The organism is Waterburya sp. (genome assembly GCF_058530065.1).
Genome location: NZ_JBZNBU010000153.1, coordinates 1 through 16,177, shown reverse-complemented (window position 1 = coordinate 16,177; position 16,177 = coordinate 1). Strand labels below are relative to the sequence as shown.

At 39.7% G+C, this 16,177-nt stretch carries 18 protein-coding genes, 1 tRNA gene and 1 pseudogene; 5 read left to right on the top strand and 15 right to left on the bottom strand.

The genetic code is table 11. The features are described from left to right. The 3 genes and pseudogenes from AC33VI_RS09960 to AC33VI_RS09950 form a co-directional block, all read right to left on the bottom strand. A pseudogene (locus AC33VI_RS09960) lies at positions 1 to 181 on the bottom strand (DJ-1/PfpI family protein); the annotation flags it as partial. A 69-nt stretch (positions 182 to 250) separates the two neighbouring features. Beyond that, a complete protein-coding gene (locus AC33VI_RS09955) occupies positions 251 to 607 on the bottom strand; it encodes a carboxymuconolactone decarboxylase family protein (RefSeq protein WP_491782106.1) in 357 nt (118 codons plus the stop codon). A gap of 2 nt (positions 608 to 609) precedes the next feature. Then, complete coding sequence (locus AC33VI_RS09950) at positions 610 to 1,179, bottom strand: hypothetical protein (protein WP_491782105.1); 570 nt, start codon at positions 1,177 to 1,179, stop codon at positions 610 to 612. Between the two features lie 699 nt (positions 1,180 to 1,878). On the opposite strand from AC33VI_RS09950, the gene AC33VI_RS09945 reads away from it, so the two are divergent. Together AC33VI_RS09945 and AC33VI_RS09940 are read left to right on the top strand one after the other, a co-directional pair. Continuing rightward, positions 1,879 to 3,276: a hypothetical protein gene (locus AC33VI_RS09945; protein ID WP_491782104.1), complete on the top strand. Its 1,398-nt coding sequence runs from the start codon at positions 1,879 to 1,881 to the stop codon at positions 3,274 to 3,276. A gap of 92 nt (positions 3,277 to 3,368) precedes the next feature. Further along, positions 3,369 to 3,500, top strand: coding sequence for a hypothetical protein (locus AC33VI_RS09940; RefSeq protein ID WP_491782103.1), 132 nt, complete (start codon positions 3,369 to 3,371; stop codon positions 3,498 to 3,500). Between the two features lie 204 nt (positions 3,501 to 3,704). On the opposite strand, the gene AC33VI_RS09935 is transcribed toward AC33VI_RS09940, so the two are convergent. The 5 genes from AC33VI_RS09935 to AC33VI_RS09915 all read right to left on the bottom strand — a co-directional run bounded on the left by AC33VI_RS09935 (position 3,705) and on the right by AC33VI_RS09915 (position 6,267). Beyond that, the gene (locus AC33VI_RS09935; protein ID WP_491782109.1) at positions 3,705 to 4,280 is read right to left on the bottom strand and encodes a gamma-glutamylcyclotransferase family protein; all 576 of its coding nucleotides are present in this window, start codon (positions 4,278 to 4,280) and stop codon (positions 3,705 to 3,707) included. Positions 4,281 to 4,482: 202 nt separating this feature from the next. Then, positions 4,483 to 4,564 (bottom strand) — tRNA-Leu (locus AC33VI_RS09930). A gap of 119 nt (positions 4,565 to 4,683) precedes the next feature. Next, positions 4,684 to 5,181 carry a Spy/CpxP family protein refolding chaperone gene (locus AC33VI_RS09925; RefSeq protein ID WP_491782102.1) on the bottom strand — a complete coding sequence of 166 codons (498 nt, stop codon included), beginning with the start codon at positions 5,179 to 5,181 and terminating at the stop codon, positions 4,684 to 4,686. Between the two features lie 59 nt (positions 5,182 to 5,240). Then, positions 5,241 to 5,630: a hypothetical protein gene (locus AC33VI_RS09920; protein WP_491782101.1), complete on the bottom strand. Its 390-nt coding sequence runs from the start codon at positions 5,628 to 5,630 to the stop codon at positions 5,241 to 5,243. Between the two features lie 13 nt (positions 5,631 to 5,643). Then, positions 5,644 to 6,267 carry a sigma-70 family RNA polymerase sigma factor gene (locus AC33VI_RS09915; RefSeq protein ID WP_491782108.1) on the bottom strand — a complete coding sequence of 208 codons (624 nt, stop codon included), beginning with the start codon at positions 6,265 to 6,267 and terminating at the stop codon, positions 5,644 to 5,646. A gap of 89 nt (positions 6,268 to 6,356) precedes the next feature. Between AC33VI_RS09915 and AC33VI_RS09910 the strand changes: the two genes are divergently transcribed. Next, entirely contained in the window at positions 6,357 to 6,626 is a 270-nt protein-coding gene (locus tag AC33VI_RS09910) for an HNH endonuclease (RefSeq protein ID WP_491782100.1), read from the top strand. 15 nt (positions 6,627 to 6,641) lie between these two features. On the opposite strand, the gene AC33VI_RS09905 is transcribed toward AC33VI_RS09910, so the two are convergent. From AC33VI_RS09905 to AC33VI_RS09885, 5 genes are all read right to left on the bottom strand, one after another. Continuing rightward, positions 6,642 to 6,881: a 2Fe-2S iron-sulfur cluster-binding protein gene (locus AC33VI_RS09905; protein ID WP_491782099.1), complete on the bottom strand. Its 240-nt coding sequence runs from the start codon at positions 6,879 to 6,881 to the stop codon at positions 6,642 to 6,644. A 17-nt stretch (positions 6,882 to 6,898) separates the two neighbouring features. Beyond that, positions 6,899 to 8,389: a cobyric acid synthase CobQ gene (cobQ, locus tag AC33VI_RS09900; RefSeq protein WP_491782098.1), complete on the bottom strand. Its 1,491-nt coding sequence runs from the start codon at positions 8,387 to 8,389 to the stop codon at positions 6,899 to 6,901. A gap of 67 nt (positions 8,390 to 8,456) precedes the next feature. Beyond that, positions 8,457 to 8,855, bottom strand: coding sequence for an Npun_F0494 family protein (locus AC33VI_RS09895; protein WP_491782097.1), 399 nt, complete (start codon positions 8,853 to 8,855; stop codon positions 8,457 to 8,459). A gap of 72 nt (positions 8,856 to 8,927) precedes the next feature. After that, on the bottom strand, positions 8,928 to 9,884 hold the full coding sequence (locus tag AC33VI_RS09890; RefSeq protein ID WP_491782096.1) for a PhoH family protein: 957 nt from the start codon (positions 9,882 to 9,884) through the stop codon (positions 8,928 to 8,930). A gap of 110 nt (positions 9,885 to 9,994) precedes the next feature. After that, positions 9,995 to 10,363, bottom strand: coding sequence for a hypothetical protein (locus tag AC33VI_RS09885; RefSeq protein WP_491782095.1), 369 nt, complete (start codon positions 10,361 to 10,363; stop codon positions 9,995 to 9,997). Between the two features lie 125 nt (positions 10,364 to 10,488). On the opposite strand from AC33VI_RS09885, the gene pyrE reads away from it, so the two are divergent. After that, positions 10,489 to 11,097, top strand: a complete 609-nt coding sequence (pyrE, locus tag AC33VI_RS09880; RefSeq protein ID WP_491782094.1) for an orotate phosphoribosyltransferase — start codon at positions 10,489 to 10,491, stop codon at positions 11,095 to 11,097. Between the two features lie 6 nt (positions 11,098 to 11,103). On the opposite strand, the gene tilS is transcribed toward pyrE, so the two are convergent. Beyond that, a complete protein-coding gene (tilS, locus tag AC33VI_RS09875) occupies positions 11,104 to 12,075 on the bottom strand; it encodes a tRNA lysidine(34) synthetase TilS (protein WP_491782093.1) in 972 nt (323 codons plus the stop codon). 26 nt (positions 12,076 to 12,101) lie between these two features. Between tilS and AC33VI_RS09870 the strand changes: the two genes are divergently transcribed. Further along, positions 12,102 to 12,926 (top strand): sulfurtransferase, encoded by an 825-nt coding sequence (locus AC33VI_RS09870; protein WP_491782107.1) that lies wholly within the window; start codon positions 12,102 to 12,104, stop codon positions 12,924 to 12,926. Positions 12,927 to 13,783: 857 nt separating this feature from the next. Here the strand turns inward: AC33VI_RS09870 and AC33VI_RS09865 are convergent. Further along, entirely contained in the window at positions 13,784 to 16,027 is a 2,244-nt protein-coding gene (locus AC33VI_RS09865; protein ID WP_491782092.1) for a glycoside hydrolase family 2 protein, read from the bottom strand. Between the last annotated feature and the right edge of the window lie 150 nt (positions 16,028 to 16,177).

The window sequence follows — 16,177 nt, the reverse complement described above, 5'->3', positions numbered from 1 at the left end:
CTACTGCTTCTTCTTCATGGTCGTTACCCTTGAAGGTCAGTTGAGGTTGATTCCACAGGTTAGAAAGATATTCGACTTCGTAGCCGTGTTCGGGAAAGAATTGATTGAATCGACGGTATTCAGTCTCGTCAAAATGTTCTTCGATTAATACGCCGATTTTTCCTTTAATTTCGGTAGACATGACTGATTATTTCCTGATTAATTTGGGTAGAATGTAAAAGCTAATGGCTAAGGGCTAACAGCTAAAAGCTTATTTCTCGGCGAATATCTCATTAAGCATTCCAAAGCAACCAGCAGCTTTATTGAATCCTGCATAAACGCACATAAACAGCAGTAGTTCTTCAATCTCTTCTCTGGTTGCGCCTTGCTTCATTGCCATATTGACGTGGGCTGCAAAGGGACTTCCCGCGCCTGTTTGGTCTTGGTTAACCACATCTATAGCGATGGTAATTAACGCCTTGGTTTTTTGGTCGATCAAAGGCATTCCCCAGGCTTCTCCCGCCACACGGGTACAAAAGTCGCCAAATTTAGGGTTAATACTGTTTAATCCTGTCTGTAATTCGCGATCGCCGAGAACCGCATTTTTAGTAATTGTTTGTTCGCTCATAATTACGCCGTTTTAATTAACTGCAAAAGTTCGCTAGGAGCAAATACATCTCGGTAGAAAGTAAGCTGTTCGGCTTTAAGATAGCAGCCACCACGATGTCCGCGGCGCACCCAGGTAACTGTCCCTTTGGCAATGGTTTCATTGGTGGCATCTTCTTCACATTTCCATTCAAAGAACGTATGTTCTCCAGAAAACATCACAATAGGCCAAACCATAGTTACTCCTGGTTGAGCGATTAATGCCCACCAATGTTGCTCGCGATCCTGCTGTTCTTTTAATCCTTTATAGGGACCATCTTGACAGAGATATACTAAATCTTCGCGATATTCTCCTGTTAGAATATCTCCCCTTCCTTGCCTCAATGCCTCACAATGAGTCGGCCACCATTCTTTATTTTCTTGCTCTATTTGTTCTAGAGTATAGCGATCGCTTATTTCTGGAAAGCTAGCCTCTTTTTTGCTCAACAGCAATTCTCCTAGTTCGATTAATTCAGCTTGATGTTGCTCAGAAATTAATCCTGGTCTAGAATAGTCGGCAGCTAAATTTTGATAGTAATTGTTTCGCTTTTTCATTAGTTCTTTGTTGGTACTGTAGTTAATTACTAATTCAAGGAATTTTTATCCTTTTAGACGACTGAATGTAATATAATTAACAATTCAACCGACATTATTGAAGCTCAATAGAAATCTGTTTGCTACGTTACAAAGGTGCAACTCAACTCTTTACCGTCGTACCTTTAACCGCTCGACTTAAGCTTATAAATATTCTGGCTCAAAAGTCTTGTTAATTTTTGCTTGAAGTATCTGATTTTTGCAATTATTCAATAGATCGATTGACCTCAACTTCAACCAGTTAGAAATCGGTAAATTTTTAAAAATAAACAACAATCGAAGATTTTGAGCAATAATCGCCAAGAAGTTTTAAATCTATTTATATCTAGTTAATGGGTGCGAGCAGACTTAAATATTCAACATAATCTAATCGGTATAGAGTCAAAAAAAATCTTACATCCAGCCCTATATGCGATCGCATAATAATTAGATTGCTGTTATGTATTAATCAAAAGTCATAGTCTCGAAGCAAGCAACAAACTAATGCCAAACAAAGGAAAGATTAGTACTTCTAGTTGATTTTTATCGGTTTCAAATCTTTGTTTTAAACGCTCCAAAAATTATAGCGATCGAACAATTTATCTCAAGCAAAATCGGGTTTAAGGTTGTTGAAATCTAATTCCTTCTATATGTTCCTGCAATACAGACAAAGGAGATATCATGACAATTGCTAAATTAACCTCTATTAGCCTCAAAGATGCACCAACAGAAGACCTTGTCGAATCAGATTTTCAACAAATTTTTGGTTCGGATTTAGAGTTAATTCCTTTCCCCTCCGAAGATCCTTCTCGTCCCGATATCACTTTAAGTCAACAGCAGATGACTGGCTTTGGCACTGATGTTAGCAGTGTTGAGTCTATTAGGGGACCAGTTTCAGTTACTGAGGCGGTAACATTTCCCACTGGTATCGAACCGCCAGCAGGGGATACTATTCGTAGTACTTGGGGCTTTCAAGGAGAAGAACCTTTCGGAGAAGAAGCTTTACTCGGTACTAATGTCGGTGCTGCGATCGATAATGCAGGAGGTACAGAATCAGGTGTCCCTCAACCCTTTAATGTCTTCTTTGCTAATGAAGTAGAGGGAGTACCAGGTGCTGCTAATGATTTTTTTCTAATCGATTTGATTGGAGATGATGGGGTAGAGATTAAACCGATAGATCGTGCTGGGAACGTAATTGGGGACTTTTCTTTAGAACTTAAGAGTGGTTCTGGAGAAGGTTTGTTTAACAACATCAACTTAGGAGATTTTGGCATTGTTGAAAATTTCGAGCTTACTGCATCTTCAGAAAACCTCAGCAATCTAGGACTTACCGAAGATGTGATTATTGATGATATTCCCTTAGCTGGTATTGCTTTCGATATTGAAGACTTTGCTGGTACTGGGGAATTAACTAGCTTGTCGGGTTTTCAAATTACACCGCTCAACCTCGATGACAGTATAAGTAGTGCAGATGGCAGTATCGATATACTGGCTGTAGGTCACAATAGTTTGGCAACGGCTGAATTTAACTTGAATGCAAATGATTTTACACCAAAGTTTGGCACTGTAGACGGAGAGACGATTGAAGTCAAAGGTAGTAACGAACTAATTTTTGCAGGCGACGCTGACGATTTGATTGATGCTATTGATAGTAATGGTGGAAATCGCATTTATGCTGGTAGTGGCAACGATATTACAATTCTTGGTAGGGGAGATCGCCTAGTTGGTGCAGAGGGAGACGATCTCTTCTTGATTCAGTCGCTCATGGGGGAAACCCCCAAGACCGCGCTGAATCGCTTCTTTACGACATCAGGCGGAAATAATACGATTACTGGTGGAGAAGGTGCAGATCGATTCTGGATTGCTACTGCTGAAATCCCTGACGCAGGGAATACTATTACTGACTTTACTCTTGGCGAAGATATTCTGGGGATTGCTGGATTAGGTATTGGTTTTGAAGATATTGATATTGCGAAAATAGAAAACAACACTTTAATTTCTGCTAAAGGCTCAGATCTAGCAATTTTACAGGGCATAGATGCGAATAATCTTAGTGCAGATGATTTTGCTTTTGCCTAAAATTACTACATCTACAAAACTTCTACAACATTTGCTGTGCCGATAAATTTGAGCTTTTTTAACTAGAACTGTCCAATTTTAAGGATGGGCGAATGCTCAATAATAATGACAACTTTACCTTAACTGGCAATGGAGAAGGTACGGATACGTTAATCAATATTGAATTTGTTCGATTTAATGCCGATAATTCGATTGTTGCGACTTCTGACCTGACATTTGCCTAACGCCAGTTCTGCTAGACAACATCTATGTGTCGAAGTGGCTGATGGATATTGGTCACTTCGACAATTCTGTCTCTAGATATTCAGTAGTCCAGTTAGTTCTTTGTGATAATGAGATTAATTCTTCTGGCAATTTCTCTATTATCCAAGAGAAAGGGGTCGTATTTTTCTAGAAATTCTTGAATTTCGGAAGATAGTTCATATTTGTCAAAATTGTTTTGCGGAGGGTGAGTCATTTTTAAGGAGTGAAAAATTTCTTTTCCGTCGTTCGGGGTTAGGATCGATTACTATCGAACGAGATTTGAGGCTGTTTAAATAGTTATTGGGAAGTCCATGCTCTTTTGCTCCTTGGAGGACAAAATTTAAGTACCAATCAAATGGACGAAGCGAGGCATTAATATGAGTAGCGTAATAAGCACCCGCTTCGATAACAGTTTCATTACTCTTAACTCTCACTATTTTGTATTCGTATCCACACCCCAATCCTTCGGCACGATCCAGAAGATGTCTTTCGTCGGTTGAAATTTCAAATAGTACGCCCCAAACTATGTCACAAGCTCGACCTGTCTTGTAAATATCACATTTAGCCGAACCATCACGTCCAATTTTATGGAAGATAAGTTGATGTTCGATAATTTGTCCTATTCCCAAAGGCTTGGCTGATAGTGTACGTTCGCGAAGTCTCCCCGTTAACATATTCGAGCCATAGGCAAAATAGACAAACGTAGATAACGATAATTTTCTGTAATTACTGCTCCACTCGGCATCACTAGAAAATCTCATCATGTCAGCAAACACAAAAATTTAATTCTCATAAAACATAACCTTGTAAATTCCAATAAATAGGATTAAAAATCTCTTGAGAAAATCCTATTAATGACTATTTAGAACAAATTTATTAATGCTAATTGCGATCGCGAGTTAATTTTGATTTGCTTGGGTGGGAAAAAGTGAGCAAGTTTTGAGCAAAAAGCCGTTAGGAAGATGCGGATGGCGAGAATCGAACTCGCAAGGCGTTAGCCACACGCCCCTCAAGCGTGCGTGTCTACCAATTCCACCACATCCGCGTGTTGAATTAGGACTGTTTTAATCGGAGTCTAGATTGCTTGCGTCCCAATATTGGCAATATATAATTTATCATATATTTTGCAAAATTGTTTTTTAGAGCTCAAAGTTTTAAATATTGTTACTCGGCTAGTTGAGATTGGATAATTTCTCGAAATTTTTGGCGTTGTTCGGGAGTTAAAATTTCTCTAGTTGCTAACATACTTTCAAACCGCAACTCTCCTATTTCTTGACGCAAATTTACTAATTGCTGGTTCTTAGCTCTAATCAATTCGACTGACTCTGTACCAACCATTAAATCTGAAAGTTGTTTCTGTAGTACGGATAGATTGTGATTTTTTTTGCGTATTTGCTGTTTATATTGATTGTGAATTTGTTTGATTTTTTCTCTTTGATTGCTGCTTAAGTTTAATTGCTGAAAGAAAACTGAATGTTGTTGCTTGACAGTTGCGATCGCATTATCTGCCACTATAGTTGTCTCTCGAATTGCGGAGTCCCTTAATTGAATGGGAAAAGGAAATCGAGCGCCAGCTATAACAGGAGCGATCTGAGTAATGAGAATCAGAAAAAGAGTCGTGACAGCCAGAGAGAAAAGACCGTGCAATTTATTAGTTAGCATCTGAAAAATTGAATAATAAAATTGAAAATATGAATTGTCTAAAAATATTAAAATTTGATTTATGGTGTAGAAAGAGATACTGTTGGTTGTGCTTCGGAAACAGTAGGTAATAACCAATATGCTGCGTTATCATCTAGCACTAAAGGATCTTGCTCGTTCAAAGTATTCCGCCAATTATTGACTAAAAAGTTTTCTATATCTTGAGGTTCGACAGCAATGCGAGGAGTTCGCACGCCGAAACTAACGGTAGTGAATAAAAAGCCTGTTGCGATCGCACTAGGAAGAGTCCAGGTAACTGTTCGAGAACGTTTTCTTTCTCTGGCACGACGGGGTTCGAGAGACTCCATAATTCGTCGTTCTAAATTGGGATCTGCCTGGGGTGGAAGGGGTTGATTTTGTCGCAAAAAACTAACCAGATTATGGCGATCGCGATCGGGAGAATTGGTCATCGGAGAGTTCCTCTTAAAAAGATATTCCTTGTTGTTCTAAGAATTTTTTAAATAAATTTCTAGCATGAAATAAACGAGATTTCACCGTTCCCACGGGTATGTCTAAGATTTGAGCGACTTGCTTTTGGGGCAAATCTTCTAAATCGTGCAATACGAGTACGGAACGATGCTCGAAACTCAAGTTGTTTAAACCACGCTGGACTAGATCTTGATAGTGTAGGTGCATCAAATCAGGCGTATTTTGCAGATCCGATAGGTCTTTGCCATAGTCTAGCGAGTCTCTATCGAAATATTGCTCGTTGAAACTAGTTTTTTCTCTAGTTTTAGCCAATTTTCGCCGTCTATCTGTTGCCACATTCCAACTAATACGATAAAGCCAGGTAGAAAAATATTGTGTTTTTTTTAGTTTAGGCAATCCTTTCCAAGCTCGCAAAAAAACTTCTTGAACCAAATCGTCTAAAGATGATTGACCACAAAGTTGATAAAGAGTAGAACGAACCCTTTGTTGGTAGCGTTGATAGAGCAAGCGAAAACATTCGCGATCGCCTTGCTGACAAAGCACAATCAACTCCTGTTCTGTTTGCACGCCTGTTTCTGGTTCTGTATCTGCCGTACTAGCCTGATCGCTGGCTAACATTTCCCTCATGTTCTAGAAATTTTTAGTTCTTTTTATATAGACTGACAGCAGATAGTATCGGTTCAATTTAACAAAATCTCTTTCAAAATATGCCTTGTCAATTGTGCGATCGCGACATGAAACAACTTACCGTTCATCATTTAGTTCCCCGACAAACAGTCAAACGAAAACAAGCCGAGTCAGGAGATACTATTGATATCTGTTCTCCTTGTCATCGTCAAATTCATGCTCTGTATACGAATTTGGAACTAGCAAAACATCTCAACACCGTTGACAAATTAAAATCCGAACCAAAAATGAGAAAGTTCTTGGGTTGGATTAAAAAACAAAATCCCCATAAAAAAGTCAGAATCAGATAATTTCTTGACCGACAATTACCAAGTCGGATCGTCATAGATATTAATCGTCAATTCTGGTTTATCTCCAGGGATAGAACTAATACAGGCACAAATAGCTTCGCCATCGTCCAGTTCTACTTCGCAAGCATGACAAGAACCCATCAAACAGCCAGTGGCAATAAATACTCCCGCCCGTTCTGCTACTTGTAGCATTGGTTCTCCTGGTTCTGCTTCTACAGAAATTTCGTCTGGTAGAAAAGTAACCTTAATACTCATAAATATATTAAATCGAGCTAATAATGATTGGACAAAATTGATTTTAAGTTTAAATTCTTTTCTACAATGTCTGCCAGAATATTGAGTGTGGCTTCTCGGCGATCGCGATAGTTAGATATTCCCGTTGCCAAGGAAGACATTCCTCGCTGTTTGCGCAATTGATTGATCCAAGAACGTCGCCAAGCACCATTATCAAAAAGACCGTGAATATAGCAACCCCAAATCGACTGACTCTTATCTACTAATCCTAAAGCAGCATCGTCAAAAATTGCCTTATATTCGTCAGATCCTTCCCGCAAACGACGGCTGATACGACTGCGTCCTTGATGGATTTCATAGCCATCTACAGGCAACCCTGGCTGGGGAAATTCAGAAATAACTTGTCTTTGACGGGCTATTTTATTGGGAGAAAGAATGGTCGTAATGGGCAATAAACTAAGACCTGTAAATTCTCCCGATTCTCCTTCAAACCCTTCAGGGTCAATAATTTTCTGTCCTAACATTTGATAGCCACCGCATATTCCCAATACCGTTCCCCCCGCAGCAGCATAATTTCTAATTTGTTCTGCCATTCCGCTTCTTTCCATTGCCAACAGATCGGCAATAGTAGTTTTTGTGCCAGGAATAATTACTGCATCGGGATGTCCTAAAGAATCTTGAATATCTACATAATTAACGGAAATAGAGGCTTCTGCTTCTAAAGGATCGAAATCGGTAAAGTTAGCGATTCTTGGCAATTTAATCACGCTAATGTTGATATCTTTATTACTGCGACGGCGATTTCTTTCTAACAAATCTAAAGAATCTTCGGAGGGAAACATATGATGACTCCAAGGAATTACGCCCAAGACGGGAACTTTGGTTTTTTCTTCTAGCCAAGTAATACCTGAGTCTAATAATGATTTGTCCCCTCTAAATTTATTAATTACCACTCCTTTAACAAGCGATCGTTCTTGAGGATCTAATAATTCTAAAGTTCCTACTACATGAGCGAATGCACCACCTCGTTCGATATCTACTACTAAAATGGTCGGGGCATTAAGATGCTTTGCCACTCGCATATTAGTCAAGTCGCGATGTTTGAGATTGATTTCCGCTGGACTTCCCGCCCCTTCGCAGACAACCATATCAAACTCTAAAGACAAGCGATAGAGAGACTCTTGAATTACCTCCCAACCCAGATCGAAATATTTTTCATAATATTCTGTGGCTTTAACTGTCCCGACTGCCTTGCCTTTAATAATTATTTGGGAGGTCATATTTCCTTGAGGCTTGAGTAGAATCGGATTCATTTCTACTCTGGGGGCTACTCCCGCTGCCCAGGCTTGAACCGCTTGAGCGTGACCTATTTCCCCCCCTGTGGAGGTAACATAAGCATTTAACGCCATGTTTTGCCCTTTGAAAGGCGCAACTCGCCAACCGTGCCTGGCTAGAATTCGGCATAATGCAGCAGTCAGGAAAGATTTTCCTGCATGGGATGTTGTCCCGACTACCATAATTGCTTTCATCGATCGCTCCTGTGTTGGAATGGATAAATATACACTGTTATAACAGTCAGACAGGAATTTAGAAGAATTAAAGAGATAATTTTAACCAACGATTGAGCCAATTAGAAATGCGATCGCCCCAAGATGGCTTAGGTATAGCGTTATATTCTCGTTCCCATTGCTCGATAATCTCTCTACCTAAAGGAGTCAAACGAAAACTATCGGTTAAACCCTGTCCGTCTACTTCTCGGCGCAATAAGCCCACATTAATCAGCCAAACTAGTTTGTCTTCGGTTCTAGCTTCGCTATATCCTTGGGTAGCATAGCCCAATTTTACTCCAGTCGTTCCTGTAATTTTGGCGATGGGTACGCTTTGATTTCGCATATCTTTAAATAGTTTCAAGCAGAAAGGAGAACAGGATAGAGCTTTTTTGGCTCTAGTAATGGTTTTTGGTTCGTAGGTATAAGGTTTGATTTGTGCGGTCATTTTTTTTAGTTGGTTATTTGGTAGGGGCGGTTCGCGAACCGCCCCTACTACAGTGATTATTGAATAAAAGAGTTAGCAATCGTGTTTTTCGTAGGCAGCTACTATTTTCTGTACTAAAGGGTGTCTGACGACATCGGCTTGAGTTAGTTCGCAAAAAGCTATCCCTTCCACATTACGCAAAATCCTACGAGAAACTATTAAGCCCGATTGTTGAGGAGATGGTAAATCGGTTTGGGTAATATCCCCCGTAATCACCATTTTTGAACCAAAACCCAAGCGAGTTAGCACCATTTTTAATTGGGCGGGAGTGGTATTTTGCGCTTCATCGACGATGACAAAAGCATTGGACAGAGTTCGTCCCCGCATATAAGCTAGGGGAGCTACTTCAATTTTGCCCCTTTCCATTAGATCGGGAATTTTTTCCGAGTCAATAAATTCGTACAAAGCATCATAAAGAGGACGCAAGAAGGGGTTTACTTTTTCTTGCAGATCTCCTGGTAAAAATCCTAATTTTTCCCCTGCTTCTACCGCTGGGCGAGTTAAGATAATTCTTTCGCATTCATCGCTGAGTAGGGCTTTAACTGCTAATACTGCTGCTAAAAAGGTTTTGCCCGTACCCGCAGGACCAACACCAAAAGTGACATCGTGCTTTTGAATTGCTTTAACATATTGTTTTTGTTTAAAGGTCTTGGGGCGAATTATTTCGCCTCTTTTAGTTTTGGCTAAAACATTTTTTTGTAATTCGCTATATTCGTCTGTTCTATTAGTATCGATCGCCTGAAATGCAGTCAAGATATCTGGTTCGTGCAATGCTTTGCCCGCCGACCACAAGGGTTCTAGAGTTCCAATAGCCCTAGCACACCGATTGACAGCTTTTTCTTGCCCTTTAATCAATAAATCTTGCCCCCGCAACACCAAACTTACTCCTGTATGGCGAGAGAGTAATTGGAGATTTTGTTCTCTACTTCCTGCTAAAGCGATCGCACTTTCGTTGTTAGGTAATTGAATTATTTGAGACGAATTGGTCATGTACGGGTTGAAAACTTTAGTTTTTATTTTATAGCAATCCTCAAATAAAAAACTCTCCAACTATAAATGTTTGGAGAGTTTAGACCAACAGAATAAGTAACTTCGAGCGATTACTTGGCAGCACTATAGCTGGGGTTTTCCCTTAAAGAAGTGTCGTAGGGATTGGGTAAATCTCTAGTCATGATTCGCGCTCCCAGAGAAGATTGTTCTGCCATGCCCATTTTATATAACTTGTCTACGGCTTGAGCGTCGCGATTGATATGCTGCTCTGGATATCCCGTCAAGCCCACAATAGTATTGAATTGATTGACAATATTACTCTGAACGAAAGCATTTTTGCCATGAGTAAAATAGGCTTCTTTAAATTCATCATTTAAAGACATTTTTTCTGCTTGTGCGGGAGAAGACAATAGACCAGCAGCACTAACTCCTAGCAATAATATGGATAATTTAGTTAATTTAGCAAACATAATAGACATTAATTTATTTGTCGATATACTTCTGCTCAATCCTAGCTGAAGTTTTCCAGAAACAACAGTGTTTAAAGCTGTACAATTAGTCTTGCCTCACAGATAGATTGAATTAAATAGTTTGCTGATTTTTTATGAATACAGATCTGACCGATAGCTCTGCTTTAAGTACTGCCAAGACCGAAACTCTCAGAGAAGTACTATTAGATGCGATCGCTAAATATGCTTATGTAGAAGGAGATTTTGTGCTTTCTTCTGGAGCGAAAAGTACTTACTATATCAACTGCAAACAAGTGACTCTCAGGGCAGAAGGTGGATTGGCACTAGGTCGTCTTTTATTTCAATTATTACCTCAAGATACGGCAGCAGTGGCAGGTCTTACTTTGGGTGCAGATCCGATGGTTTCAGCGGTAAGTGTAGTTTCGGCTTATGAAGGTCAGCCAATTCCCGCTCTAATTATTCGTAAAAAGCCTAAAGGACATGGAACAAAAGCCTACATAGAAGGACCTTCTTTACCAGCAGACTCTAAGATAGTAGTTTTAGAGGACGTGGTGACTACAGGAGGTTCGGCATTAACTGCGGTAGAAAGGTTGCAGGATGCGGGATATAAAGTTACTCAAATTCTTGCTTTAGTGGATAGAGAACAAGGAGGAACAGAACTTTATCAGTCAAAAGGGATCGATTTTCAAGCCCTATTTTCTATCGGGGAAATTCAACAATATGCCCGACAATTAAATAAATAATCGATTTTAATTTACAGGAGAGTTAAAAATAATCCATTCTCCTGCTACTTCGGCGATCGCACCTCCTGGCAATGTAGAGGTACGACTTTTGTTCGGTGCGGTAATTAGTTCTACTACGGCTTCGACTTGCTCGAAATTAGGCTGTTTCGACATTACCGAGGGCATAAATTGACGGATAGCCCGACGTTGTATGGCTAAGGGAGCATTCCTCAAGATCGAACGATTGAGTCGATTGTTTTCTAATACTTCTAGTAATAAGTGATTGGCAGTAGCTTCGAGATATTCCACATCTCCTTTGAGTAATTCTGCGGTTTGAGCTAGAGAATTTTCTACTTGAGGATTAAAATTAGTTTGTAAATAAGGAATCAAATCCTGACGAATTCGATTGCGTGCAAACCTATTATTCTGGTTAACTACGTCAAACCAAATCGGAAGCTGAAACTGCTGGCAGAAATCCAAAGTTTCTCGCCGATATAAATTCAAAATAGGACGAACTAGCTCAATTTCTGATGTTAAAGCCCTTTTCCAGCTTAAAGCAGCCAAACCATCTGCTCCCGCACCGCGAATTAAATTATATAAAAAAGTTTCAGCGCGATCGCTTTTAGTATGCCCCGTAACGATATAAGCAAAATGATATTCCTTGGCAATTTCTTCTAAAGCTTGATAACGCCACGCCCTAGCAGCAGCTTCTGTTTCCTTGAGGACATTAGCTGTTTTTAAATAAAATGGTAGCTGCCAAGTCATCGCCACTTCCGCGACTCGCTCGGCAATTCCCGCATCCGTTGACCATTGATGGTCGCAATGGGCGATCGCCAGTTGCCAGTGCCATTTCTCTGTCAAATCCAATAATAGTTTGCCCAAACACAGAGAATCTTGTCCCCCCGACAGGGCAATTAAAATCCTGGCTGATTTCGGTAACAGCGATCGCTTTCTCAATGTCTGATGCAATCTACTGTGTAATTGAGTCCAATGGTTCATATTTAGTCATATAAAATTATATGAGGATGAAACAAACAGAATATTTAGTCGATCGCCAATGGTTGCGACAGCAGTTAGATAATCCTCAACTAGTTATAGTAGATTGTCGCTTTCAATTAGCCAATCCCAATTGGGGAGAAGAACAATATCGCACAGCCCATATTCCTAGGGCGCAATATCTTCATTTAGATCGAGATTTATCTAGTCAGGTCAAAAATCATGGAGGCAGACATCCCTTACCAGATATAAATTTATTGGGACAAAAATTTGCCGATCTAGGGATTATCAAAGACGAAACTCTGGTTGTGGCTTATGACGATTCTCGTTTTGCTTTTGCTGCCCGTTTGTGGTGGTTATTACGCTATTTAGGTCATAAATCTGTAGTTTTGCTTGATGGGGGCTGGAATGGTTGGCTCGAACAAAACTATCCCGTTAGCAATACCATCCCCGAAACAAATCAAGGAAGTTTCTCGCCTCAACCCCATACTGATTGGTTGGTAAATATAGATGGGGTAAAAGCAGCCCAAAACCAAGAAAATGTAGTGATTGTCGATTCTCGCGATCGCGATCGCTATTTAGGATTAAAAGAGCCAATCGATCCCATTGCAGGAAGCATTCCAGGGGCGGTTAATTCTCCTTGGAAACTAGTAAGTAACGAGTCTGGCTGTCTCCAACCCTTAGAAACTCAACAGCAATTGTGGCAAGACTATCGAGATGCAGATGAAATTATTGTCTATTGCGGATCGGGGGTAACAGCCTGTGTAAATTTATTTTCTCTCAGTGCGATCGGGGTAAATAAGACTAAGTTATATGTTGGTGGTTGGAGCGATTGGTGTTCTCATAACCCATAACCGTTCTATTTCTGACTAAATGTAAGCTAATAATAAACTTGGTAGTAATAAGAATATTCAGAATATTCACTACTACCAAAATATATTCTTAGAGTTATTTATCCCAAAAATTAATAGATAAATTTTTGGTTCTGGAGAGTTGGCACAATCTTAAAATAATGTGAATACCCATCAAATAAACAATACTCAGAGAAAGAAGTAGTAAGGGAGGTGTAAGAAGCATATTTTGTTTTTTGTTCTACAATTGGACATACTAAAAGACTGCTTGCAATACAATACAGACTCAGTACGGAAACGTTAGTTTTTAACGCTTGCCAAAATTAAGGAAAAGAATAGTCTTGAAGCACTATTAATCTTTTGTCATTTGTCTCTCTCGATCTCTTTTCCTTGGGGTGAATGTTAACTTCACGGCTTCAAGATGTCACTAATGCGATTTATTTAAGTTAATAATCGCTGTTGACGGTTAAATCATAAATAGTGACTAATGCCAGCAAGAGAGAAAGTGAAAATATTTCCATTCAACTCTTCTCTTCTATGGAGATCTACAATTTTTCTATTTAAGTCACTAAACTCTTTCTACCACAGAATATTACCTAGCGCAAGGTTAAAATGTAGAGAATTACAAATTATTTACTATATAAAATGAAAATCTGCCACGATAAGCTGTATTGGCAAGAAGGGGAATTTATGAATACTCTGTATTTCAAAAGATATTTTCTCTAGCGATCGCGATCGCATCCTGAAACTCCTATAAATTCCATGTAGTATGTTTGTTCATCTTAACAGGGGTAGTCCTAAAAACTTACCATTGCGATCGCCTGAATCATCTTTCAAGTATTTAAGAAAGACGCTCTAATTTAATTTGGAATAGTGACATTAAACTCGAAAGTATTTTGTCCCAAAAACTTACCAGTGCGATCGCATATCTTAGCTACCACTTCATACTTACCTACTTGCCAAGGTTGAGAATTAATCGAATCTAATTCAATTAAGCTATCTGGCTGGATATTAACGGTAAATTCTTGACTTTTGAGAGGCTTCCATTTTCGTTGTAAAGTATAGCTAACTTGAGCATTGGGGTAGGCTTCTAGAGTATCGTTGATGATGGCAAAATCTAAAGCGATTTTCTCGCCTAATTCCCAAGTATCTTTCTCCGCACTAATGCTTGGTAGCACTGGTTGATAAGCAGTTTTAATCGCCTCATAACCTGGTTTGGGGTTGCGCCAATAATCCACAACTGCCCAGTTAATCGAAGCCCAGTTTTCCACAAACATAAATTGAAATATTGCCGATACTGGTTGATATCTCTGGCGACGGTAGGATTCGGCTGCAAATTTAGTTAGTTTTGCTTGATATTGTTGGGTATTATCGATAAACTCTCGAATATTATTACCCATCGGTATTCCAGCAATCTCAAAAGTTTCCTTGGGTTGAAAATTGTGGTATTTCCATTTTGCCCATTCTTCTTCGGTATCGGGATATAGTTCGTTTTCGTCAAATATCCGACGCAAAGAAGATAGTTGCGGTAAGGCTTGTGCGCCATATTCGGTAATTAAAGGTTCTGCTGTAGCTTCGCCATATTTACGCCAGGTAGCAGAATACCAACCCCACCAAGGATGTTCGTTTACTGTTGATGCGGGATGAAGATAGCGTGTGGGATCTAGATTTTGCAGGCTGGAATATAGTTCGTCATCTAACTGTTTATTTTGTTCTGGATCGTAATTTTGGTAAAGATGTTCCATCCATTCTGCATCCCAAGGTGGTTCGTTATGCAGACTCCACGCCACGATCGCAGGATGATTATAAAGTAAGTTAATCATATCCTTGCCTTGAGCGATCGCCTGTCGAATAAATTCAGCATCTTCTCGATAACCCCACTGCAAAGGAAAATCCTGCCAGATTAAAATTCCCCTGCGATCGCATAAATCGTAAAAACTAGGATTGGTAATATGGGCATGAACCCTAACAGCGTTAATATTCGCCTGTTTGATTAAAGCCACATCCAAACTAGACTTTTCAGTCGTCATTTCACTCAACCATTGAGAACCAATATAGTTAGTCCCCCGAAGAAAAATCCGTTTACCGTTAAGCTTCCAAACCATTTCCTGCTGGTCATATTCAATCGTCCGAAAACCAAAAGTTGCTTGCCTACTATCTAAAAGCTGTCCCGACTGAGTTATCTTTACCTGCAACTGATATAAATTAGGCATACCCCGATCCCATGTCTGCCATAAATGAGGTTTCGGTTGTATCACATCAAAATGAAGTTGGTTTACTCCAGGCTGCAAACTATGGCGTACTGTAATGATTCTTCCTGGTGTTTCGGTAAAGTTATCGGGTGTCAATTGTAACTGAATATCGACTAATTCCGATTTCTTACCTGGATAAGTCAAGTTTAAATCGACTTTGGCTGTTCCTTGCTGCTGCTTAAAATCGATTTCTGGGGTGACATTAATCCGATTTATAGTTAACTTATTCGATGTTTGTAGGTATACATCATGCCAAATTCCTCCCGTATTCTTTTCTTGTCCGCGATCGCTCCAAGCACCACCAGGACGAGCATCATGATGGCTCAAAACTCCCTTGATGAGACGCTTGTGTAATGACCAGTCTTGACCCTGTAATTCGAGAGGACTGTTAACTCTGACAATTAGTTCGTTCTCTTTTGTAGAATTCAAGCGATCGCCAACCAAAAAACTAAAAGGTTGGAAATAACCTTCATGAAAACCTAAATACTTACTATTCAGCCAGACATCGGCAGTGTAGTCTACTCCCGCAAAAACCAACTTCACGACTCGATTTTCCAGTTCTGGAGTTGCTGGAAATTGATGCCGATACCAAACTGCACCATTGAGATCGTGACCTTCTAACCACCAGTTGCTGGGGACTTTAATGTCTTGCCACCGAGCGGGAAAATTGGGAAGTTGTCTAGTGGGTTTTAGTTCCAGTCGATTTTTGGTAGTCGATCTGGATCTGTTTTTATTTATAAATTGACTTTCAGGGATAAACTGCCATCGATTCGATAAAACCCGCACTCTGGGAAATTCTATGGGAGCGAAATTGCTCGATACTAAAGATGCAAGGGTTGAATGAGCTATCAATGTTCCATAGTGTGAATTGGAAAAACTAATAACTAAAGAAATTGAGATTGAAGCTATGACTAAATAGCAAATACGCTGAATGAATTTGAATCTCATCTCACAAAGGATCGAGCGACAATGTATTTACGCAAGTTTTCTTTTGACCTATGG